General features: G+C 69.5%; 16 protein-coding genes and 1 tRNA gene. 8 read left to right on the top strand and 9 right to left on the bottom strand.

All coding sequences use genetic code 11. The annotated features are described in order from the left end of the window. Window positions 1-26: 26 nt before the first annotated feature. The 4 genes from BJ975_RS08880 to BJ975_RS08865 are packed head-to-tail and all read right to left on the bottom strand — an operon-like array spanning window position 27 to window position 3,217. Window positions 27-863 carry an amino acid ABC transporter permease gene (locus BJ975_RS08880; RefSeq protein WP_179425011.1) on the bottom strand — a complete coding sequence of 279 codons (837 nt, stop codon included), beginning with the start codon at window positions 861-863 and terminating at the stop codon, window positions 27-29. Beyond that, a complete protein-coding gene (locus BJ975_RS08875) occupies window positions 860-1,516 on the bottom strand; it encodes an amino acid ABC transporter permease (RefSeq protein ID WP_179425009.1) in 657 nt (218 codons plus the stop codon). The genes BJ975_RS08880 and BJ975_RS08875 overlap by 4 nt, the downstream gene beginning before the upstream one ends. A gap of 32 nt (window positions 1,517-1,548) precedes the next feature. Further along, window positions 1,549-2,436, bottom strand: a complete 888-nt coding sequence (locus BJ975_RS08870) for a glutamate ABC transporter substrate-binding protein (RefSeq protein ID WP_179425007.1) — start codon at window positions 2,434-2,436, stop codon at window positions 1,549-1,551. A gap of 52 nt (window positions 2,437-2,488) precedes the next feature. Next, entirely contained in the window at window positions 2,489-3,217 is a 729-nt protein-coding gene (locus BJ975_RS08865; protein ID WP_179428165.1) for an amino acid ABC transporter ATP-binding protein, read from the bottom strand. Window positions 3,218-3,487: 270 nt separating this feature from the next. Between BJ975_RS08865 and BJ975_RS08860 the strand changes: the two genes are divergently transcribed. Together BJ975_RS08860 and BJ975_RS08855 are read left to right on the top strand one after the other, a co-directional pair. Beyond that, window positions 3,488-5,905, top strand: a complete 2,418-nt coding sequence (locus BJ975_RS08860; RefSeq protein WP_179425005.1) for an Ig-like domain repeat protein — start codon at window positions 3,488-3,490, stop codon at window positions 5,903-5,905. Beyond that, window positions 5,902-6,540 carry a DUF305 domain-containing protein gene (locus tag BJ975_RS08855; RefSeq protein ID WP_179425004.1) on the top strand — a complete coding sequence of 213 codons (639 nt, stop codon included), beginning with the start codon at window positions 5,902-5,904 and terminating at the stop codon, window positions 6,538-6,540. The genes BJ975_RS08860 and BJ975_RS08855 overlap by 4 nt, the downstream gene beginning before the upstream one ends. A 6-nt stretch (window positions 6,541-6,546) precedes the next feature. Here BJ975_RS08855 and BJ975_RS08850 read toward each other — a convergent pair whose 3' ends face one another. Further along, complete coding sequence (locus BJ975_RS08850) at window positions 6,547-6,966, bottom strand: DUF6924 domain-containing protein (RefSeq protein WP_179425002.1); 420 nt, start codon at window positions 6,964-6,966, stop codon at window positions 6,547-6,549. An 80-nt stretch (window positions 6,967-7,046) separates the two neighbouring features. Here BJ975_RS08850 and miaB point away from each other — a divergent pair, with 80 nt between their 5' ends. The 4 genes from miaB (at window position 7,047) to pyk (ending at window position 16,188) form a co-directional block, all read left to right on the top strand. After that, the gene (miaB, locus tag BJ975_RS08845) at window positions 7,047-8,531 is read left to right on the top strand and encodes a tRNA (N6-isopentenyl adenosine(37)-C2)-methylthiotransferase MiaB (RefSeq protein ID WP_179425000.1); all 1,485 of its coding nucleotides are present in this window, start codon (window positions 7,047-7,049) and stop codon (window positions 8,529-8,531) included. A gap of 118 nt (window positions 8,532-8,649) precedes the next feature. Next, window positions 8,650-13,188, top strand: coding sequence for a glutamate synthase large subunit (gltB, locus tag BJ975_RS08840; RefSeq protein ID WP_179424998.1), 4,539 nt, complete (start codon window positions 8,650-8,652; stop codon window positions 13,186-13,188). Further along, window positions 13,181-14,647 (top strand): glutamate synthase subunit beta, encoded by a 1,467-nt coding sequence (locus BJ975_RS08835; RefSeq protein WP_179424996.1) that lies wholly within the window; start codon window positions 13,181-13,183, stop codon window positions 14,645-14,647. The genes gltB and BJ975_RS08835 overlap by 8 nt, the downstream gene beginning before the upstream one ends. 74 nt (window positions 14,648-14,721) lie before the next feature. Then, complete coding sequence (gene pyk, locus BJ975_RS08830) at window positions 14,722-16,188, top strand: pyruvate kinase (protein WP_179424994.1); 1,467 nt, start codon at window positions 14,722-14,724, stop codon at window positions 16,186-16,188. A 13-nt stretch (window positions 16,189-16,201) separates the two neighbouring features. Here pyk and BJ975_RS08825 read toward each other — a convergent pair. Continuing rightward, window positions 16,202-16,284: transfer RNA gene (locus BJ975_RS08825), tRNA-Leu, on the bottom strand. A gap of 28 nt (window positions 16,285-16,312) precedes the next feature. Between BJ975_RS08825 and BJ975_RS08820 the strand changes: the two genes are divergently transcribed. Both BJ975_RS08820 and BJ975_RS08815 read left to right on the top strand, forming a co-directional pair. Continuing rightward, a complete protein-coding gene (locus BJ975_RS08820; RefSeq protein ID WP_317628310.1) occupies window positions 16,313-16,921 on the top strand; it encodes an ANTAR domain-containing response regulator in 609 nt (202 codons plus the stop codon). A 148-nt stretch (window positions 16,922-17,069) separates the two neighbouring features. Next, window positions 17,070-18,329: an ABC transporter substrate-binding protein gene (locus tag BJ975_RS08815; protein WP_179424992.1), complete on the top strand. Its 1,260-nt coding sequence runs from the start codon at window positions 17,070-17,072 to the stop codon at window positions 18,327-18,329. Window positions 18,330-18,568: 239 nt separating this feature from the next. Here BJ975_RS08815 and BJ975_RS08810 read toward each other — a convergent pair whose 3' ends face one another. From BJ975_RS08810 to BJ975_RS08800, 3 genes are read right to left on the bottom strand one after another with little or no spacing between them, the layout of a single operon-like run. After that, complete coding sequence (locus BJ975_RS08810) at window positions 18,569-19,363, bottom strand: ABC transporter ATP-binding protein (protein WP_317628309.1); 795 nt, start codon at window positions 19,361-19,363, stop codon at window positions 18,569-18,571. Then, the gene (locus BJ975_RS08805; protein WP_179424990.1) at window positions 19,360-20,268 is read right to left on the bottom strand and encodes an ABC transporter ATP-binding protein; all 909 of its coding nucleotides are present in this window, start codon (window positions 20,266-20,268) and stop codon (window positions 19,360-19,362) included. The genes BJ975_RS08810 and BJ975_RS08805 overlap by 4 nt, the downstream gene beginning before the upstream one ends. Then, on the bottom strand, window positions 20,258-21,253 hold the full coding sequence (locus tag BJ975_RS08800) for a branched-chain amino acid ABC transporter permease (RefSeq protein ID WP_179424988.1): 996 nt from the start codon (window positions 21,251-21,253) through the stop codon (window positions 20,258-20,260). Before BJ975_RS08800 ends, BJ975_RS08805 begins: the two co-directional genes overlap by 11 nt. Window position 21,254 lies beyond the last annotated feature (1 nt).

Below are 21,254 nucleotides of genomic sequence, written 5' to 3'. Positions count from 1 at the left end.
GGCAACGCGGCCGGTCCTGCCTCGGGTCAGCGAACGGCGAGCGTGGCGTCGTCGGCACCCGCGTCACCCTGCACGGTGCGCGACTCGGTGAGGCGTCGCTGGGCGAAGCGGCCGAGCTGCTCGAGGCACAGGTTGAGGATGATGTAGATCGCCCCGAGGACCAGCGCGACCTGCAGGTGGTTGTCGAATTCGCGCCAGATCTGGCGGCCCGCGTAGGTGAGGCCGGGAGCCACGATGATGTAGCCCAGCGACGTGTCCTTGAGCGCGACGATGCACTGGCTGATGATCGCCGGCGTCATGATCTTGATCGCCTGCGGCAGCTGGACGATGCGCATGACGGCGCTCTTGCGCATGCCGAGCGCGTACGCCGCCTCGACCTGACCCTTCGGCACGGCGTTGATGCCGGCGCGGAAGGTCTCGGCCAGGACCGAGCCGTTGTAGAGGATCAGGCCGATCACCAGGGGAGCGAGCAGCTCGATCTGGAAGCGGTAGAGCGCCCACAGGTAGGTGATGAGGATGAAGAGCGGGACGGCCCTGAAGAACTCGACGATGGCCCAGCAGGGCCAGCGGACCCACGCGTGGTCCGACAGCTTCCCGATGCCGAACAGCATCCCGAACATGAGGGCGCCGGCGATCGCCATGACCGCGGCGAGCAGCGTGTAGTAGAGGCCCTCGAGGATGATCTCGATGTAGGCCGGGGTGACGAAGACCTCCCACAGCTCGTAGTCGAACTGGCCGGTGGAGGCGAAGCGCCACACGACGAGGCCGAGGAACGCCGTGACGACCACGACGGTCACCACGGACAGGATCTGGTGGCGACGACGGGCTCGGGGGCCGGGGACGTCGAACAGCAGCGTGCTCATCGCGACTCCACCTTCCAGCGACGCTCGGCCCAGGAGGCCACGAGGGAGATCGCCGCCACGATGATGATGTACATCGCCGCGATCGTGAGGAACACCGCCGTGCGCGAGCTGGGGTAGTCGCGCATCAGGCCCTGGAGGCGGAACGCGATGTCCGCCAAGCCGAGCGCGGCGACGAGGGACGTGTTCTTGGCCAGGGCGATGAACACGCTCGCCATCGGCGGCACCACCAGGCGGAACGCCTGGGGGAGGATCACCTGGGTCATCGTCATGCTGAAGGGCATGCCCACGGCGCGCGCCGCCTCGGCCTGACCCAGGGGCACGCCGTTGATGCCTGACCGGAGCGCCTCGCACACGAACGCGGCGGTGTAGAGCCCGGCCGCGAGCGAGACGTTCCAGAAGAAGCCGAAGTCGATCCCCATGGCCGGCAGGCCGTAGTAGGTGATGAACAGCAGCAGGAGCAGGGGAGTGTTGCGGAACAGCGTGACGTACGCCGTGCCCACCGCCCGCATCGCCGGGACCGGGCTGACCCGGGCCACGGCGACGAACGTGCCGAGGACGAGGGCGATGAGACCGCTGGCGAAGAACACTCGCAGCGTGACCCAGAAGCCCTTCAGGAGCAGCTCCCAGCTGTCCTGCAGGAACGAGAAGTCCATCTCACCACCCTCGTCGTCGGTCGGTCGTCACGTCAGGCGCACTCGTCCAGCGTGGGCGGGTCGCCCGCGTCGGCGCCGCCCTTGCCCAGGGTCGCGTCGAACGCCTCGGCCCACGTGCCGTCCTCGAAGGCCGACGTCAGGCTGTCGTTGATGAACTGGCACAGCTCGGGGCTGTCCTTGCTGTAGCCGATGCCGTAGCGCTCCTCGGAGAAGGGCTCGCCGACGACCTTGAGCTCGTCGGGGTTCTCCGCGGCGTAGCCGAGCAGGATGGCCGCGTCGGTGGTGACCGCGTCGACCGAGCCGTTCTCGAGCTGACGGACGCACTCGGAGTAGGTGTCGAAGCCGGCCGGCGTGGCGCCGAACTCCTCCTCGACGGTCTTGATCGACGTGGAGCCGGTGACCGAGCAGACCTTCTTGCCCTTGAGGTCGTCCGGACCGTTGATCGAGTCGTCGTCCTTGGCGACCAGCAGGCTCTGGCCGGTGACGTAGTACGGGCCGGCCTGGCCCACGACCTTGCGGCGGTCGTCGGTGATCGAGTACGACGCGATGACGAAGTCGACCGTGCCGTTCTGCAGGAAGGGCTCGCGGTTGGCCGAGACGGCCTCGACCCACTCGATGTCCTCAGCCTTGATGCCGAGCTTGGCCGCGAGGATCTTGCCGATCTCGGGGTCGAAGCCGGACGGGGCGTCGTCGGTGGCGGTCTTGAAGCCGACGCCGGGCTGGTCGTACTTGACGCCGATCTTGACCGAGCCGGCCTCCTGGAGCTCGGCCATGCGGGTGCCGGCCTCGAAGTCCTGCTCCTCGACCTCGACGTCCGGGCCGGAGCCCTCGTCATCGCTGTTGCCCGCGTCGCCGCAGGCGCTCAGTGCCAACAGGCCGGCGGCCAGGACGGCCGCGAACCGTGTCCTTCGTGCTCTCATCTTTCGTCCTCCCCCTTCGGGATCGATGTTGCGAGATACGTCGTGATGCAGATCAGTGCTTGAGGATCTTGCCGAGGAAGTCCTTGGCTCGATCGCTCTGCGGGTTGGTGAAGAACTCGTCGGGCGTGTTCTGCTCGACGATGCGCCCGTCGGCCATGAAGACGACGCGGTCGGCGGCGGTGCGCGCGAAGCCCATCTCGTGGGTGACCACGACCATCGTCATGCCGCCCTTGGCGAGGTCGACCATGGTGTCGAGGACTTCCTTGATCATCTCGGGGTCGAGCGCGGAGGTGGGCTCGTCGAAGAGCATCACCTTGGGGTCCATCGCCAGGGCGCGGGCGATCGCGACGCGCTGCTGCTGGCCGCCGGACAGCTGCGACGGCAGCTTGCCGGCCTGGGCGCCGACGCCGACGCGGTCGAGGAGCTCGCGGGCGCGCTGCTCGGCCTCGGACTTGGACTTGCCCAGCACCTTGATCGGTCCGAGCGTGACGTTCTCGAGGACCGTCTTGTGGCTGAACAGGTTGAACGACTGGAAGACCATGCCGACCTCGGCGCGCAGCCGGGCGAGGGCCTTGCCCTCCTCGGGCAGCGGGACGCCGTCGATCTCGATCGTTCCCTCGTTGATCGGCTCGAGCCGGTTGATGGCGCGGCACAGCGTGGACTTGCCCGAGCCCGAGGGCCCGATCACCACGACGACCTCACCGCCGGCCACCTCGAACTCGATGTCCTGCAGCACGTGCAGGTCGCCGAACCACTTCTGGACGCCGTCCATGCGGACCATCGGCGTGGTGGTGTCTCCCATGACGTACCACCCAACCGCAGCGCCTCCGCCCGCGCAACTGTTGAACCCGGTGGGCCCGAGACCGCAACCGGATCGCAACCCGGGCGCACGTGTCCGCGTCCGATCGCCCCACCAATTTCCACTGGCATCACGGGTCACATGAGTCTTGTCCGACACCCCGTAGCAAACCGGCAACAAATCTCTCCTACGATCTGCCCAACGCATCGAAGAGACGTGCGTCACGTTTCAGCCCGAGTGAGGACCCCTGCCTTGAGACCCGTTTCCCTCCGTCGCACCCTCAGTGCCGCGGCCCTGATCGCCCTGGGGCTCAGCGCCCTGGCGACCCCGGCCGTCGCCGATCCGCTCGTCCCCGAGACCCGTGAGCAGGCCCGCATCCTCGGTGGCGCCAGCGCCGGCGCCGACGTCACCTCCGAGGACGAGAGCAACGGCTCGATCGCCCCCGGCGGCGTGCCGTTCGTGCCGATGGACTTCACCGCCCCGCTGGCGTTCGGCCAGGAGAAGGCCACGCCCAACGTCGAGCTCGTGAAGAACGTCCCGCTGCAGGAGGGCCAGGCGACGATGTCGAACCTGGCGTTCAAGGGCGACTACGTCTACCAGGGCAGCTACAACGGCTTCGTCGCCTACGACGTGAGCAACCCGGAGGACCCGCAGGTCGTCTCCAACACCATCTGCCCCGGCTACCAGGGCGACCTCTCGATCGCCGGCGACCTGCTGTTCTTCTCGGTCGACCAGCCGCGCAACGGGTCGGAGTGCGGCGCAGCCGCGGTCGCCTCCTCGAACGCCGCCGCGTGGGAGGGCATCCGAATCTTCGACATCAGCAACCCGGCCTCGCCGCAGTACGTGGGCAACGTGAAGACCCGCTGCGGCTCGCACACGCACACGCTCGTCCCCAAGCCCGGCGACGACAACAGCGTCTACCTGTACAACGCCGCGTACGACGTCTCGGCCTCGGCGTTCTACTGCAAGCCCCCGCACCAGCAGCTCGAGATCATCGAGGTCGACCTCGACGATCCGGCCGGCGCGCACATCGCCAAGGAGGTCTCGCTGTGGGACGCGGAGAACCCCGCGTTCACGACGGCAGACCGCGTCGACGGCGGCGCGAGCACCTCGGCCACGAACGGCTGCCACGACCTCACCGCCTACCCGGCCAAGGGTCTGCTCGCCGCGGCGTGCATGGGCGACGGTGTGATGGTCGACATCTCCGACCCGCTGAACCCGGCGGTCACCGAGCGCGTCCGTGACGAGAACTACGCGTTCTGGCACACCGCGCAGTTCAGCGATGACGCCAGCAAGGTCGTCTTCCAGGACGAGCTCGGCGGCGGCTCCTCGGCCACCTGCCTGCCCGGCACCCCGCAGTACCGCGGCGCCAACGCGATCTTCTCGATCGAGGGCGACGACCTGACCCTGCGCAGCTACTACAAGATCCCGCGCCGCCAGTCGACGCGCGAGAACTGCGTCGGCCACGAGGGCAACATCGTCCAGGTCGGCGACCGTGACGTCATGGTCCAGGCCTGGTACCAGGGCGGCGCCTCGCTGATCGACTTCTCGAACCAGACGAAGCCGCAGGAGATCGGCTACTTCGATCGCGGCTCGCTGGGCGAGAACAACCTGGTCCTCGGCGGCTACTGGGCCGTCTACCACCACAACGGCTACCTGTACGGCTCGGAGATCGGCCGCGGCCTCGACGTGCTCAAGCTCACGGGCGACGAGTTCGCCGACGCCGTCCGCCACCGCCAGGACGTCCGCAACCCCGCCACGCAGGAGCCCATCACGTGGGACTGGAAGACCGCCCCGGTCGTCCCGTCGCTCGGGTCGCTCCCCGAGGCCGAGGTCTCGCCCGCGAGCTTCCGCGCCGGCACCGACCGCGACGTCACCGTCTCGGTTCCCGCCGGCACGTTCGACGAGGGCGAGTACGTGGACGTGTGGAGCACGGGCGCCGAGCCCGAGGTCCTGGCCACGGGTCGCGCCGAGGCGGACGGCTCCGCCTCGCTCTCGGTGACCGTCCCGGCCTCGGCCAAGGTCGGCACGCGATCGTTCGTCGTCCGCGGCGACTCCGAGCTGGACGAGGCCCTGTACGCGGCCTCGGTCGAGCTGACCGCGGTCAGCACCTCGACGGCCCTGTCGGTCAGCCCGAAGTCGCAGGTCTTCGGCTCGAGCCCCGCCACGCTGACCGCCACGGTCACCGGTGAGGGCGCCGAGGGCACCGTGACGTTCAGCCACGGTGGCGGCGTCATCGCGAAGGGCGTGGCGCTGTCCGGTGGCAAGGCCAGCGTGAGGCTCCCGCGCGACTTCCCGGTCGCCAAGCGTCACGCGCTGCGCGCGGCCTTCGTGCCGTCGTCGTCGGGCAGCACGGCCTCGATGTCCTCGGTCGTCTCGTTCGACGTCCTCAAGGCGACGGCGAAGGTCAAGGCGGCCTCGGTCACCAAGGTGAAGGCCTCGAAGCGCGGCAAGCTCACGGTGAAGGTCACCGCCACGGGCACCACGCCGACCGGCAAGGTCACCGTCACCGTCGGCGGCAAGAAGGCGGGCGGCGTCCTGCGGAACGGCGCCGTGACCATCACGCTGCCGAAGCTGAAGGCGGGCACGTACCGCGCCACGGTCGCCTACGGCGGCAGCGCGTCGGTCTCGGCCCAGAGCGCCAAGGTGACGATCCGGGTCACCAGGTGACCCTGGCTCGTCGTGTCGTGGCCACGGTGGGCGTCGTCCTGACGCTCACCGTGGCCTCGGCCTGTTCCGGCGACGAGGACCAGCCCGACGGTCCCGTCGTCAACGTGCCGGGCAAGGTGGGGGAGTCCAGTCGCACGGTCGACCCGGACGACCTCACGACCCCGCAGGACGACTACAACGAGGTCGACCGCGAGTTCGTGGAGATGATGGTCCCGCACCACCAGCAGGCGGTCGAGATGTCCGCGCTGGCGGCGAAGCACGCGAAGGACTCCGAGGTCGCCGGGTTCGCGCAGCGCATTAGCGACACGCAGCGCACCGAGATCGAGACGATGCAGAACTGGCTCCGAGATCGCGACCTGCCGGAGGCGCCGCTCGAGGCCACCGGTGAGCACGCCACGCACATGCAGGGCATGCTCACGCCCGAGCAGCTCGACGAGCTCGCCGCGGCCCGCGGCACGGCGTTCGACAAGCTCTTCGTCCGCCGCATGATCGCCCACCACGAGGGCGCCCTCGCGATGGCCGACCGGGCGCTCAGCGACGGCATCGACACGACGAATCGCGGCTTCGCCGCCGACGTCGCCGCGTCGCAGTCCGCCGAGGTCGCGCGCCTCAACCAGATCCTCGCGACCCTCTGAGCCCTGTCAGCCGAAGCCTCGGAAAACGCCGTCGGGTCCGACGTGCGTGGCGAAGTCCTCCCAGTCGAGGTTGGCCAGCAGCGCCACGTTGATCTCGAGGAGGGCGATCTGGTCCGCCGCGGCCCGCATCTCCTCCGGCGGCGAGGCGCCGTCGGCGCGGAGGACCAGCAGCGGGTGCCCGTCCTCGGTCATGGCCCGCCGGTCCGCGACGATCACGAGACTGTGTCCCGTGGGAACGCGATGCAGCGCCGTCAGGTCGGACGGGGAGAGCCTCGCGGCGTCCGGGTCGTCGATGATCGCGATGTCCGCGTACTCGTCCCGCTCGTGGGCGCGCGTCACCGCCTCGGTGAGGAGACGCTGCCACGCGTCGTCATCCTCGAACCACGTGCGAACCAGGGGAGTGGAGTCGTTCGGATACTCGACCATCCCGTCACCGTAGCGTCGGTCGGGCTCGGACGACCGCGTGTCGACTCTCGCGTCCGCGGCCCACGTACGATGGGACGGTCATGACGAAGACCTACGAAGTGCGCACGTACGGCTGCCAGATGAACGTCCACGACAGCGAGCGGCTGTCGGGTCTGCTGGAGACGGCGGGCTACGCCGCGGCGCAGTCGGGGGAGACCCCCGACCTCGTCGTGTTCAACACCTGCGCGGTGCGCGAGAACGCCGACAACAAGCTGTACGGCAACCTCGGTCACGTCGCGAGCCTCAAGGCGAAGAAGCCCGGCATGCAGGTCGCCGTCGGCGGCTGCTTGGCCCAGAAGGACAAGGACACGATCACCACGCGCGCCCCGTGGGTCGACGTCGTCTTCGGCACCCACAACATCGGCTCGCTGCCCGTCCTGCTGGAGCGTGCGCGCATCGCCGAGGAGTCCCAGGTCGAGATCCTCGAGTCGCTCGAGGTCTTCCCGTCCACGCTCCCCACGAAGCGCGACTCCGTGTTCGCCGCGTGGGTGTCGATCAGCGTGGGGTGCAACAACACGTGCACGTTCTGCATCGTCCCGGCGCTGCGCGGCAAGGAGCGCGACCGCCGCCCGGGCGACATCCTCGCCGAGATCGAGGCGCTCGTCGCCGAGGGCGTCGTCGAGGTCACGCTGCTGGGCCAGAACGTCAACAGCTACGGCGTCGAGTTCGGCGACCGCGAAGCGTTCTCGAAGCTGCTGCGCGCGTGCGGCCGGATCGAGGGCCTCGAGCGCGTGCGCTTCACCTCGCCGCACCCGGCGGCGTTCTCCGACGACGTCATCGCCGCGATGGCCGAGACCCCCAACGTCATGCCCCAGCTGCACATGCCGCTGCAGTCCGGCTCCGACCGCATCCTCAAGGCGATGCGCCGCTCCTACCGCAAGGAGCGCTTCCTGGGCATCCTCGACCGCGTGCGCACGCAGATGCCCGACGCCGCCATCACCACCGACATCATCGTGGGCTTCCCGGGCGAGACCGAGGAGGACTTCCTCGAGACGATGGACGTCGTGCGGAAGGCGCGCTTCTCCAGCGCGTTCACGTTCCAGTACTCCCAGCGTCCCGGCACGCCCGCCGCCGACCTGCCCGACCAGCTGCCGAAGGCGGTCGTGCAGGAGCGCTACGAGCGACTCGCCGCCCTCGTCTCGGAGGTCGCGTGGGCCGAGAACCAGCGCCTCGAGGGCACGGTCGTCGAGCTGCTCGTCTCCGACCAGTCGCAGGCCGGCGGCCGCAAGGACGCCGAGACCCACCGCATGAGCGGCCGAGCCCGCGACAACCGCCTCGTGCACTTCACGCCGGGCGGCCACGACGTGCGCCCGGGCGACCTCGTGGTGACCACGGTGACGAAGGCGTCGCCGCACCACCTCGTCGCCGACGATGCACCGATCGAGGTGCGCCGCACGCGCGCCGGCGACGCGTGGGAGGCGCGCCAGGGCCGCACCTCGGTCTCGCCCGGCTCGGTGGGTCTGGGCATGCCGTCGGTCGGGGTCCCCGCCCCGCTGCCGCCGGCCCCCGCCTGCGCCGCCACCTGAGGCACGCGGGCCCGGGGTTCGGGTCGCGCGAAATCTTGAGGTAATCTGAATCCGCTGATGAGGCCAATGTCGTCCTCGCCCAGTTCTTTCCCCTTGGCACCGACGACAGGTTCTTTCGATGGATCGTCCTCTCTTCTCGGCCGCGCCCCCGGCGCAAGGCCTCTATGACCCCGCCAACGAGCACGACAACTGTGGTGTCGCCTTCGTGGCCACCCTCACCGGCGTGCCCAGCCACGAGATGGTGCAGCACGGCCTGACGGCCCTGCGCAACCTCGACCACCGTGGCGCCGTCGGCGGCGAGCCCAACACCGGCGACGGCGCCGGCATCCTCATGCAGGTGCCGGACCGGTTCCTGCGTGGCGTCGCCCCGACCGAGCTGCCCGATCTCGGCCACTACGCCGCGGGCATGGCGTTCCTGCCGCGCGAGCGCGTCACCGCCGCGAAGGCCGACGTCGAGCGCATCGCCGCCGAGGAGGGTCTCGAAGTCCTGGGCTGGCGCGAGGTTCCGGTCGAGCCGTCGATCCTCGGCTCCATGGCCTACGCCGCGATGCCCGCCTTCGAGCTGTTCTTCGTCACCACGCCGGACCGCTCCACCGCGGGACTCGAGCTCGACCGCCTCACCTACGCGGTCAACAAGCGCGCGCACCACGAGGCGGGCGTCTACTTCCCGTCGCTGTCGTCTCGCACCCTCGTCTACAAGGGCATGCTCACGACCGAGCAGCTCGACGTGTTCTTCCCCGACCTGCTCGACGAGCGCATGGAGTCGGCGCTGGCGATCGTGCACAGCCGCTTCTCCACCAACACGTTCCCGAGCTGGCCGCTGGCGCACCCGTTCCGCTACTTGGCGCACAACGGCGAGATCAACACCGCCCGCGGCAACCGCAACTGGATGCGCGCCCGCGAGGCGCTGCTCGAGAGCGACCTGATCCCCGGCGACCTGTCGCGCCTGTTCCCCATCTGCAGCCCCGACGGCTCGGACACGGCCTCGCTCGACGAGGTGCTCGAGCTGCTGCACCTGGGCGGTCGCTCGCTGCCGCACGCGGTGATGATGATGATCCCCGAGGCGTGGGAGAACAACGCCGAGATGGATCCCGCGCGCCGCGCGTTCTACGAGTTCCACTCCACCGTCATGGAGGCCTGGGACGGCCCCGCCGCGGTGTGCTTCACCGACGGCACCCAGATCGGTGCGGTCCTCGACCGCAACGGCCTGCGCCCCGGCCGCTACGTCATCACCGAGGACGGCCTCGTCGTGCTCGCGTCCGAGGCCGGCGTGCTCGACATCGATCCCAAGACGATCACCCGCAAGGGCCGCGTCGAGCCGGGCAAGATGTTCCTGCTCGACCTCGCCGAGCACCGCGTCGTCGAGGACCACGAGATCAAGCGCTCGCTCGCGACCGAGCACCCGTACGAGGAGTGGCTGTACTCGGGCCTCGTGCGCTTCGAGGACCTGCCCGACCTCGAGCACATCGTGCACACGCACGCCTCGGTCGCCCGTCGCCAGCAGGTGTTCGGCTACACCGAGGAGGAGGTCCGCAAGCTCGTCGCGCCGATCGCGCGCACGGGAGCGGAGGCCATCGGCTCGATGGGCACCGACACGCCGATCGCGGCGCTGTCCGACCGCCCGCGCCTGCTGTTCGACTACTTCAGCCAGCTGTTCGCGCAGGTCACGAACCCGCCGCTGGACGCCATCCGCGAGGAGGTCGTCACCTCGCTCGCCGGCACCATCGGCCCCGAGAAGAACCTGCTCGACCCCAGCCCGGCCTCGTGCCGCATGCTGCAGCTGCCGTTCCCCGTGATCGACAGCGACGAGCTGGCCAAGATCCGCCACATGAACCGTGACGGCGACATGCCCGGCTTCAGCGTGCACGTCGTCCGCGGCCTGTACGACGTGCTCGGCGGGGGAGAGGCGCTCGCGAAGCGCCTCGACGAGATCTGCGCCGAGGTGTCCGACGCGATCGTCAACCGTGGCGCGCGCATCATCGTGCTGTCGGACCGTCACTCCAACGTCGACCTCGCCCCCATCCCGTCGCTGCTGCTGACCGGCGCCGTGCACCACCACATGGTGCGCGAGAAGCTGCGCACGCAGGCCGGCCTGCTGATCGAGGCCGGCGACGTCCGCGAGGTCCACCACGTGGCCCTGCTCATCGGTTTCGGCGCCACGGCGGTCAACCCGTACCTGGCGCTCGAGACCGCCGAGGACCTGGCCCGCGAGGGCGTCTACGTCGAGGGCGTCGACCCGACCAAGGCCGCCCGCAACGTGGCCTACGGCCTGGGCAAGGGCGTCCTGAAGGTCATGAGCAAGATCGGCGTCTCGACGGTCTCGTCGTACACCGGCGCGCAGATCTTCGAGTGCGTCGGCCTGTCGAACGAGGTCGTCGACCGCTACTTCACCGGCACGTCGAGCAAGCTCGACGGCGTCGGCCTCGACGTCATCGCCGACGAGGTCCACGCGCGCCACCTCAAGGCCTACCCGACGAAGGGCATCGCCGGTCCGCGCCGCCTGCTCGAGGTCGGCGGCGAGTACCAGTGGCGCCGCCAGGGTCCGGAGCACCTCTTCGACCCCGACACCGTCTTCCGCCTGCAGCACTCCACGCGCACGGGCCGGTACGACATCTTCAAGCAGTACACGCAGAAGGTGGACGACCAGTCCGGCCGTCTGATGACCCTGCGCGGCCTGATGAAGTTCAACTCCGACCGCCAGCCCATCTCGATCGACGAGGTCGAGCCGATCTCCGAGATCGTCAAGCGCTTCTCCACCGGCGCCATGTCGTACGGCTCGATCAGCCAGGAGGCGCACGAGACCCTCGCCATCGCGATGAACCGCCTCGGCGGCAAGTCGAACACCGGCGAGGGCGGCGAGGACCCCGAGCGCCTCTACGACCCCGAGCGCCGCTCGGCGATCAAGCAGGTCGCGTCGGGCCGCTTCGGCGTCACGAGCGAGTACCTCACGAACGCCGACGACATCCAGATCAAGATGGCCCAGGGCGCCAAGCCGGGCGAGGGCGGCCAGCTGCCCGGTCCGAAGGTGTACCCGTGGGTGGCCAAGACGCGTCACTCGACGCCGGGCGTGGGCCTCATCAGCCCTCCGCCGCACCACGACATCTACTCGATCGAGGACCTCAAGCAGCTCATCCACGACCTGAAGAACGCCAACCCGTCGGCCCGCGTCCACGTGAAGCTGGTCTCCGAGGTCGGCGTCGGCACGGTCGCGGCGGGCGTCTCGAAGGCCAAGGCCGACGTCGTGCTGATCTCCGGCCACGACGGCGGCACGGGCGCGTCCCCGCTGACGAGCCTCAAGCACGCCGGTGGTCCGTGGGAGCTCGGCCTGGCCGAGACCCAGCAGACCCTGCTGCTCAACGGGCTGCGCGACCGCATCGTCGTGCAGGTCGACGGCCAGCTCAAGACGGGGCGCGACGTCGTGATCGCCGCGCTGCTCGGCGGCGAGGAGTTCGGCTTCGCCACGGCGCCGCTCGTGGTCTCGGGCTGCATCATGATGCGCGTCTGCCACCTCGACACCTGCCCCGTGGGCGTCGCCACGCAGAACCGCTCGCTGCGCGAGAAGTACTCCGGCAAGGCCGAGTACGTCGTGAACTTCTTCGAGTTCATCGCGCAGGAGGTCCGCGAGATCCTCGCCGAGCTCGGCTTCCGAAGCATCGACGAGGCCGTCGGCCACGCGGAGGTCCTCGACGTCCGCGAGGCGATCGACCACTGGAAGGCCAGCTCGCTGAACCTGGCGCCCGTGCTGTTCCGGCCCGAGCTGCCCGAGGGCGCCTCGCTCCGCCGCACGGTGGAGCAGGACCACGGCCTCGACCGCGCCCTCGACAACGAGCTCATCGCGCTCGCGGGCGACGCGCTGGAGAAGGGCGAGCCCGTCCGGGCCCAGCTCGAGATCCGCAACGTCAACCGCACCGTGGGCACGATGCTCGGTCACGAGGTCACCAAGCGCTACCGCGGCGCGGGCCTGCCCGACGACACGATCGACATCACCTTCCTGGGCTCGGCCGGCCAGTCGTTCGGCGCCTTCGTGCCGCGCGGCATCACGCTGCGCCTCGAGGGCGACGGCAACGACTACGTCGGCAAGGGCCTGTCGGGCGGCCGCATCGTGGTCCGCCCGCCGCGCGAGTCGCAGTTCGCGGCCGAGGGCCAGATCGTGGCCGGCAACGTGATCGGCTTCGGCGCCACCGGCGGCGAGATCTACCTGCGCGGCAAGGTGGGCGAGCGCTTCTGCGTCCGCAACTCCGGCGCCACGGCGGTCGTCGAGGGCGTGGGCGACCACGCGCTCGAGTACATGACCGGCGGCCGCGTCGTGATCCTGGGCCCGACCGGCCGCAACGTCGCGGCCGGCATGAGCGGTGGGTCGGCCTACGTGCTCGACCTCGACCACGACGTGGTCAACCCCGAGATGGTCGAGGTGCGCCCCGTGCCCGAGGCCACCGGTGCCGAGCTGGAGGCGATCGTGCGCCGCCACTTCGAGGAGACGGGCTCGGCCGTGGCCGAGCAGCTGCTCCGCGACTGGCCCGCGAGCCTGGCTCGCATCAGCGAGATCATGCCGGTCAACTACCGGCGGGTCCTGGAAGCGAAAGCCTCGGCGGAGTCGGAAGGACTCTCCGAGGACGAGACGACTGCACGCATGATGGAGGTGGCAGCCCGTGGCTGATCCCCGAGGTTTCATGACCACGCCCCGCAAGGTGGCCGAGCGCCGCCCCGTCGAGGAGCGGGTGAACGACTGGAACGAGGTCTATCCCGGCGGTGCCGGCCGAGCCCTGCTGCCGATCATCTCGGAGCAGGCCGGACGCTGCATGGACTGCGGCATCCCGTTCTGCCACCAGGGCTGCCCGCTGGGCAACCTGATCCCCGAGTGGAACGACCTGGTCTGGCGCGACGACTGGGAGGACGCGATCGATCGCCTGCACGCGACGAACAACTTCCCCGAGTTCACCGGGCGGCTGTGCCCGGCGCCGTGCGAGACGGCCTGCGTCGTGGGCATCAACCGCGACCCGGTGACCATCAAGAACGTCGAGGTCTCGATCATCGACAAGGCCTGGGACATGCACAACGTCAAGCCCGAGACGCCCGAGTGGCTGACCGGCAAGACGGTCGCGGTCGTGGGCTCCGGCCCCGCCGGCCTGGCCACCGCGCAGCAGCTGACGCGCGCCGGCCACACGGTCGCGGTGTACGAGCGCGACGACAAGGCCGGTGGCCTGCTGCGCTACGGCATCCCCGAGTTCAAGATGGAGAAGTCGCACGTCGACCGCCGCATCAACCAGATGCAGCGCGAGGGCACGGTGTTCCGCACCGGCGTCGCCGTCGGCGAGGCGATCACGGGCCAGCAGCTGCGCGAGCGGTACGACGCCGTCGTGCTGGCGATCGGCTCCACCGTCCGTCGTGACCTCCCGGCGCCCGGCCGCGAGCTCGCGGGCATCCACCAGGCGATGGACTTCCTGCCGCAGGCCAACCGCGTCGCGCTGGGCGAGACGGTCGAGGACCAGATCGTCGCCACGGGCAAGGACGTCGTCATCATCGGCGGCGGCGACACCGGCGCCGACTGTCTCGGCACCTCGATCCGCCAGGGCGCGCGCTCGGTCACGAGCCTCGAGATCATGCCGCGTCCCAGCGAGGAGCGGGCCGACGCCCACCCCTGGCCGACCTACCCGATGATCTACCGCGTCGCCTCGGCGCACGAGGAGGGCGGCGAGCGCGTCTACGCCGTCTCCACGAAGGAGTTCGTCGGCGACGAGAACGGCCACGTCAGCGGCCTGCACATCGTCGAGGTCGAGATGATCGACGGCCGCTTCCAGGAGGTCGAGGGCAGCGAGAAGGTCATCCCGGCGCAGCTCGTGCTGTTCGCGATGGGCTTCACCGGTCCCGAGACCGGCGGCGTCGTCGAGCAGCTCGGCGTCGACCTGGACGAGCGCGGCAACATCAAGCGCGACCTCGACTACATGTCCAGCGTCGAGGGCGTCTTCGTCGCCGGTGACGCCGGCCGCGGCCAGTCGCTCATCGTGTGGGCGATCGCCGAGGGCCGCGGCGCGGCCGCCGGCGTGGACGCGTGGCTGACCGGATCGACCACGCTCCCCAAGCCGATCCCGCCCACGGCGCGACCGCTCACGGTCTGACCCGTCCGCTCCGGACCCGGCCGCGTGGGCGTGTGACTCGCGGTTGGGTTCGGAGCAGGACTAGGCTGGACGACGTGCGTAGAGCCAAGATCGTCTGCACCCTCGGACCCGCGACCGACACCGCCGAACGCATCCTCGAGCTGGCGATCGCCGGCATGGATGTGGCCCGGCTCAACATGAGCCACGGAGAGCAGAGCGACCAGCTCAAGCGCCTCGAGCGCGTGCGCCAGGCCGCCGACGCCACCGGCAAGGCCATCGCGGTCCTGGCCGACCTCCAGGGTCCCAAGATCCGGCTCGGCCGGTTCGCCGACGGCCCCCACGATCTGAGCTACGGCGACCGCTTCACGATCACCACGCGTGACGTGCAGGGCGAGCGCGACCTGTGCTCGACGACGTACTCCGGCCTGCCGGGTGACGTCGAGGCGGGCGACGAGATCCTCATCGACGACGGCAAGGTCCGCCTCCGAGCCACCGAGGTCACCGACACCGACGTCGTCACCACGGTCGAGGTGCCCGGCGCCGTCAGCAACAACAAGGGCATCAACCTGCCCGGCGTGAACGTCAGCGTCCCGGCGATGAGCGAGAAGGACATCGACGACCTCCGCTGGGCCCTGCGCGCCGGCGTCGACTTCATCGCGCTGTCGTTCGTGCGCAACGCCGCGGACGCCGCCGAGGTCCGCGCGATCATGGACGAGGAGGGCGTCCACCGCCCGATCATCGCCAAGATCGAGAAGCCGCAGGCCGTGGAGAACCTCGACGAGATCGTCGACGCGTTCGACGGCTTCATGGTGGCGCGCGGCGACCTGGGCGTCGAGCTGCCGCTCGAGGACGTGCCGATCGTGCAGAAGCTCATCATCGAGAAGGCGCGCCGCAACGCCAAGCCGGTCATCGTCGCCACCCAGATGCTCGAGTCGATGATCTCGGCCCCGCGGCCCACGCGCGCCGAGGCCAGCGACGTCGCCAACGCGGTGCTCGACGGCGCCGACGCGGTGATGCTGTCGGGCGAGACCAGCGTGGGCCAGTTCCCGATCCAGACCGTGCGCATCATGGCGAGGATCGTGGGCTCCACCGAGGACCACGGCCTGCCGCGGATGGCCGCGTTCACGTGGCAGCCCAAGACCACGACGGGCATCATCTGCCGCGCCGCCTCGCAGGTGGCCGAGTCGGTCGAGGCCGACCTCATGATCGCGTTCACCACCACGGGCGACTCGGCTCGCCGCATGGCGCGCTATCGCTCGTCGATCCCGGTGCTGGCATTCACGCCGCACACGCTCGTGCGCAACCAGCTGGCGCTCACGTGGGGCGTCGAGACGTTCCTGACGCCCGAGATCAGCCACACCGACCAGATCGCGCTCCAGGTCGACCGCGAGCTCCTCGGCCAGCAGCGCTGCGAGCAGGGCCGCCGCGTGGTCATCGTGGCCGGTGCCCCTCCGGGCATCCCCGGCTCCACCAACGCCCTGCGCGTGCACAAGATGGGCGACGCGATCAACCGGGTCGTCGCGGCCTACGACCCCGAGGAGACCCCGCCGACCATCGCCTGACGGGGCGTCAGGGTGCCGAGAGCGGGACTCGAACCCGCACGCCCTTGCGGACAGTGGTTTTTGAGACCACCGCGTCTACCATTCCGCCATCCCGGCTCACCGTCGTGCCCGATAACCTTAGTGGGTGAACGACGCAGAACGCTCGACCGCCCCCGCGCCGCGCGTGGTGATCGCCGAGGACGAAGCCCTCATCCGGATGGACCTGGCCGAGATGCTCGCCGAGCAGGGCTATGACGTCGTGGGGGAGGCCGCCGAGGGGCAGGCCGCCGTCGACCTCGCCCGCGAGCACCGGCCCGACCTGGTGATGATGGACGTCCAGATGCCCGGCGTCGACGGCATCACCGCCGCGTCGCAGATCGCCGCGGAGCGGATCGCCCCGGTCGTCATGCTCACCGCGTTCAGCCAGCGCGAGCTCGTCGAGCGGGCCCGCGAGGCCGGCGCCATGGCGTACCTCGTCAAGCCGTTCACCGCCTCCGACCTGGTGCCGGCGATCGAGATGGCCCGCAGCCGCTACGCCGAGCTGCGAGCCCTGGAGGCCGAGGTCGGCGACCTGCAGGACCAGCTCGCCACCCGCAAGGTCGTCGAGCAGGCCAAGGCGGTGCTGCAGGAGTCCCTCGGCCTGACCGAGCCCGCGGCGTTCCGCTGGATCCAGAAGACCGCCATGGACGTGCGGCTGTCGATGCGCCAGGTGGCCGAGGCCGTCATCGAGAACGGGCCGTCTTTGCAGGGGTGACGAGCCGCGAGTGTGGCAACGGTTACAAGTTGGCTACGAAACCTCCCAATCACGCAGCATGCGAGATTTGGAAACCTCCGGCGACTAGGTTTCTTGTCACATCGCGCCGGGCGAACCGACCCGTGCGGATTACTCACACGGAGGATTGATGAAGCGCTCCACCACGACGCTCCGTCTGGCCGCACTGGCCAGCGCCAGCGCACTCGTCCTCGCCGCCTGTGGCGGCGGCGACGAAAGCTCTGACGACAACGACAAGGATGTGGCGAAGGGCGACGGCGAGTTCGTCGTCGGCTCGCTGCTCCCGCAGACCGGCAGCCTCGCCTTCCTCGGCCCGCCGGAGTTCGCCGGTGTCGACCTGGCCGTCCAGGAGATCAACGAGGCCGGCGGTGTCCTGGGCAAGGACGCGCGCCACGTCAAGGGCGACTCGGGCGACACCGACTCGGGCATCGCTCCGGCCGAGGCCGACAAGCTGATCAAGGCCAAGGCCGATGTCATCGTCGGCGCCGCGTCGTCGGGCGTCTCGATGACCGTCATCGACAAGATCCTCGGTGCGGGCGTCGTCCAGTACTCGCCGGCCAACACGTCGACCGACTTCGACGAGGGCAAGTACGCCGAGCCCGACCTGTACTTCCGCACCGCTCCGTCCGACGTCCTGCAGGGTGCCGTCATGGCCAACCTGCTGGTCGAGGACGGTCGCCAGAACGTCGCCATCCTGGCCCGCCAGGACTCGTACGGCGAGACGCTGGCCGAGCAGGTCAAGTCCGGCCTCGAGGCCGCCGGCTCGAAGGTCGCCGTCACGTCGTTCTACGGCGAGAAGGCTCCCTCGTACGACGCGCAGGTCGACGACGTCGCCGCCGCGAAGCCCGACGCCGTCGTGCTGATCGCGTTCGACGAGACCAAGAAGATCATCCCGCAGCTGGTCGGCAAGGGCGTCGGCCCGCAGGACGTCGCGACGTACTTCGTCGACGGCAACGTGGCCGACTACTCCGCCGAGTCGTTCGCGGCCGACCTGAAGGGTGTCAAGGGCACGGTCCCCGGCGCCGAGGCCACGGGCGAGTTCCGTGAGCGTCTGCTGGCCATCGACCCGAAGCTGAAGGACTACTCCTACGCGGCGGAGTCCTACGACGCGGTCATCACCTCGGCGCTGGCGGCCATCGCGGCCGGCAACGACTCGGGCGAGGCCATCGCGTCGGAGCTGGTCGAGGTCACGAAGGGCGGCGAGAAGTGCACGACGTTCAAGCAGTGCGCTGATCTGCTGGCCGACGACAAGGACATCGACTACGACGGTGTCTCCGGTCCGATCGAGATGAGCGACACGGGCAGCCCGACGTCCGCGTCCATCGGCATCTACGAGTACGACACGAAGGGCGGCTACAAGGCCGTCAAGTACATCGCGGGCGACATCTGAGTCGACTGACTCAGTCTCCGCACAGGAGGGCCCGGGGCGCACGCCCCGGGCCCTTCGCCTTTCCCTGCGGGCGCTGGTGGCCGGGGGAGCGGTGCGTGGTCAACCTCATGGACCTCCCATTCGGTTGATGAGGCACCGCGACCCGGGCGGAAGGGTTGACAGCTCACCGCCCCGGCGAGTCCTCACACGACGAACGCCCCGCCTCCCGAAGGAGGCGGGGCGTTCGCGGTGGTGCTGGGTCAGCCGGCCTGCTTGCCCAGCGTGCCCAGGTACAGCTCGATGACCTTGGGATCGTTGGACAGCTCGCGACCGGTGCCGCTGTAGGCCGTGGTGCCCTGGTCGAGCACGTAGCCGCGGTCGCAGATCTGCAGGCAGCGACGGGCGTTCTGCTCGACCATGATGATCGAGACGCCCGCCTGGTTGATCTTGCGCGTCTGGACGAAGACCTCGTCCTGCATGACGGGGGACAGGCCGGCGGACGGCTCGTCGAGCAGCAGCACGGACGGGTCCATCATGAGGGCGCGGCCCATGGCCACCATCTGGCGCTCGCCGCCCGACAGCGAGCCGGCGCGCTGCTTCGCGCGCTGGCCCAGCGTCGGGAACAGGTCGGTCACGAAGGCGAACCGGTCCTTGAACTTCGACGGGTCCTGGTAGCAGCCCATCTCGAGGTTCTCCTCGATCGTCAGGCTCGGGAACACGTTGTTCGTCTGGGGGACGAAGCCGATGCCCTGGCTGACCAGCACGTCGGCGCGCTTGTTGGTGATCTCCTCACCCTTCAGCGTCACCGTGCCGGAGTGGATCTTCACCAGGCCGAACAGCGCCTTGAGCAGCGTGGACTTGCCCGCGCCGTTCGGGCCGATGATGCCGACCAGCTCGCCGGGCTGGCAGTACAGGTCGGCACCGTTGAGGATGTTCACGCCCGGCAGGTAGCCCGCGATCAGGTTGTCGGCGCGGACGACGGCGCCGTCGGCGCCCTCGGCGTGCTTCCGACGCTCCGACTCGGGGGTCTGGGGAGTGGGGATGGCGTCGCTCACTGGCTCTCCTCCGCATCGATCTCGGCCTCGACCTGCTCGGCCAGCTCGTCCTCGTTGAGCTCGCTCAGGTCGGTGTCGTGGTGGGCGCCCAGGTAGGCGTCGATGACGCGCTGGTCGGCCATCACGGCATCGGGCGTGCCCTCGGCGACGATCTGGCCCTGGGCCATGACGATGACCCAGTCCGAGATGTCACGGACCATGTCCATGTCGTGCTCGACGAACAGGACCGTGCGGCCCTCGTCGCGCAGCGACTTCACGTGCCCGAGCAGGGACTGCTTGAGCGCGGGGTTCACGCCGGCCATCGGCTCGTCGAGCATGATCAGGTCGGGGTCGACCATCAGCGCGCGCGCCATCTCGAGGAGCTTGCGCTGGCCGCCCGAGAGCGAGCCGGCGAAGTCCTCGCGCTTGGCGTCGAGCTTGAACCGGGTGAGCAGCTCGTCGGCACGAGCGGTGATCTCGTCCTCCTGGCCGCCCCACAGCGCCTTGACGATCGCGGGGAAGAACTTCTCACCGCGCTGGCCGGTGGCACCGAGACGCATGTTCTCGATGACCGTGAGCTTCGAGAGCACCTTGGTCAGCTGGAACGTGCGCACCATGCCCAGGCGCGCCACCTTGTAGGCGGGCACCTTGGCCAGCGAGTTGTCCTCGAAGGACCACGAGCCGGTGTCGGGGACGTCGAAGCCGGTGAGCAGGTTGAACAGCGTGGTCTTGCCCGCGCCGTTCGGCCCGATCAGGGCGGTGATGACGCCGCGCTGGATCTCGATGTGCTCCACGTCGACGGCCTTGAGGCCGCCGAACGTGCGGGTGATGTCGTCGCCGACGACGATCGGGTCGGGCTTCCTGACGCCCGGATCGTTCGGCAGGGCGGCGAGCGCCTCGCGGGCGCTGGTGATGTCAACGGGCATCGATCGCGATCTCCCTTCGGTCGCCGAAGATCCCCTGGGGTCGGTAGATCATCAGCAGCATGAGGCCGAGGCCCATGAGAATAAAGCGGATGAGGCTGGCCTGCGTGTCAGTCATGATCGAGGCCGGGATCAGCGGGTCGACGCCGGAGGTGGCCTGGCTGAAGAACTCGCCGAGGCCACTGATGAGGAACCAGAAGATCATGGAGCCGACGACGGGGCCCAGCACGCGGGCCGCGCCACCGATCAGCAGCGCCGTGTAGGCGAAGAACGTCAGGTTGGTGCTGTAGTCCGACGGCACGACCGACGCCTGCTTCAGCGCGTAGAAGATGCCGCCGAGGCCGCCGATCATGCCGCCGAGCATCAGCGCCTGCATCTTGTACAGGAACACGTTCTTGCCCAGCGAGCGGACGGCGTCCTCGTCCTCGCGGATCGAGCGCAGGACGCGGCCCCAGGGGCTGCGCATGAGCGCCCAGATCAGCAGGCAGCACAGCGCCACCGCGATCCAGCCGACGGTCATGGCCCAGAGGTCGTTCCGACCCCAGGAGGCGATGCCGATGTCGATGCCGCCCGTGTACGGGTTGAGGTCGTTCCACGTGTCGGTGAAGCCGTTGAGGCCGTTGGAGCCGCCGAAGACCTTCTTGGTCTCGACGGCGCCGAACACCAGGCGCAGGATCTCGGCTGCGGCGATCGTGACGATCGCCAGGTAGTCGGCCCTCAGTCTCAGGGTGGGGACACCCAGGACGAGCGCGAGCAGCAGCGAGGCGAACAGGCCGGCGGCGACGCCGACCAGCAGGGGCAGGTCCAGGCGGACCATGGTGACGGCGAGGCCGTAGGCGCCCACCGCCATGAAGCCGGCCTGGCCGAAGTTCAGCAGGCCCGTGTAGCCGAAGTGGACGTTCAGGCCGATGGCGGCGAGCGCGAAGACGATCGCCTGGGGGCCGAAGGCGTTGGAGAACGCCGCGTCGATGATGTTGCCGATGTCCATG

This window comes from Aeromicrobium tamlense, from assembly GCF_013408555.1.
Taxonomy (GTDB): domain Bacteria; phylum Actinomycetota; class Actinomycetes; order Propionibacteriales; family Nocardioidaceae; genus Aeromicrobium; species Aeromicrobium tamlense.
The sequence above is the reverse complement of the archived record's forward strand: the minus strand, read 5'-3'. Positions and strand labels throughout refer to the sequence as shown.

Bases quoted from the DNA above. Each gene is read 5' to 3' on its own strand.
- BJ975_RS08800 (WP_179424988.1), bottom strand. From the start codon at position 21,253: ATGGACATCGGCAACATCATCGACGCGGCGTTCTCCAACGCCTTCGGC.
- BJ975_RS08815 (WP_179424992.1), top strand. From the start codon at position 17,070: ATGAAGCGCTCCACCACGACGCTCCGTCTGGCCGCACTGGCCAGCGCC.
- BJ975_RS08805 (WP_179424990.1), bottom strand. From the start codon at position 20,268: ATGCCCGTTGACATCACCAGCGCCCGCGAGGCGCTCGCCGCCCTGCCG.
- gltB (WP_179424998.1), top strand. From the start codon at position 8,650: ATGGATCGTCCTCTCTTCTCGGCCGCGCCCCCGGCGCAAGGCCTCTAT.
- BJ975_RS08880 (WP_179425011.1), bottom strand. From the start codon at position 863: ATGAGCACGCTGCTGTTCGACGTCCCCGGCCCCCGAGCCCGTCGTCGC.
- miaB (WP_179425000.1), top strand. From the start codon at position 7,047: ATGACGAAGACCTACGAAGTGCGCACGTACGGCTGCCAGATGAACGTC.
- BJ975_RS08865 (WP_179428165.1), bottom strand. From the start codon at position 3,217: ATGGTCCGCATGGACGGCGTCCAGAAGTGGTTCGGCGACCTGCACGTG.
- BJ975_RS08870 (WP_179425007.1), bottom strand. From the start codon at position 2,436: ATGAGAGCACGAAGGACACGGTTCGCGGCCGTCCTGGCCGCCGGCCTG.
- BJ975_RS08850 (WP_179425002.1), bottom strand. From the start codon at position 6,966: ATGGTCGAGTATCCGAACGACTCCACTCCCCTGGTTCGCACGTGGTTC.
- BJ975_RS08875 (WP_179425009.1), bottom strand. From the start codon at position 1,516: ATGGACTTCTCGTTCCTGCAGGACAGCTGGGAGCTGCTCCTGAAGGGC.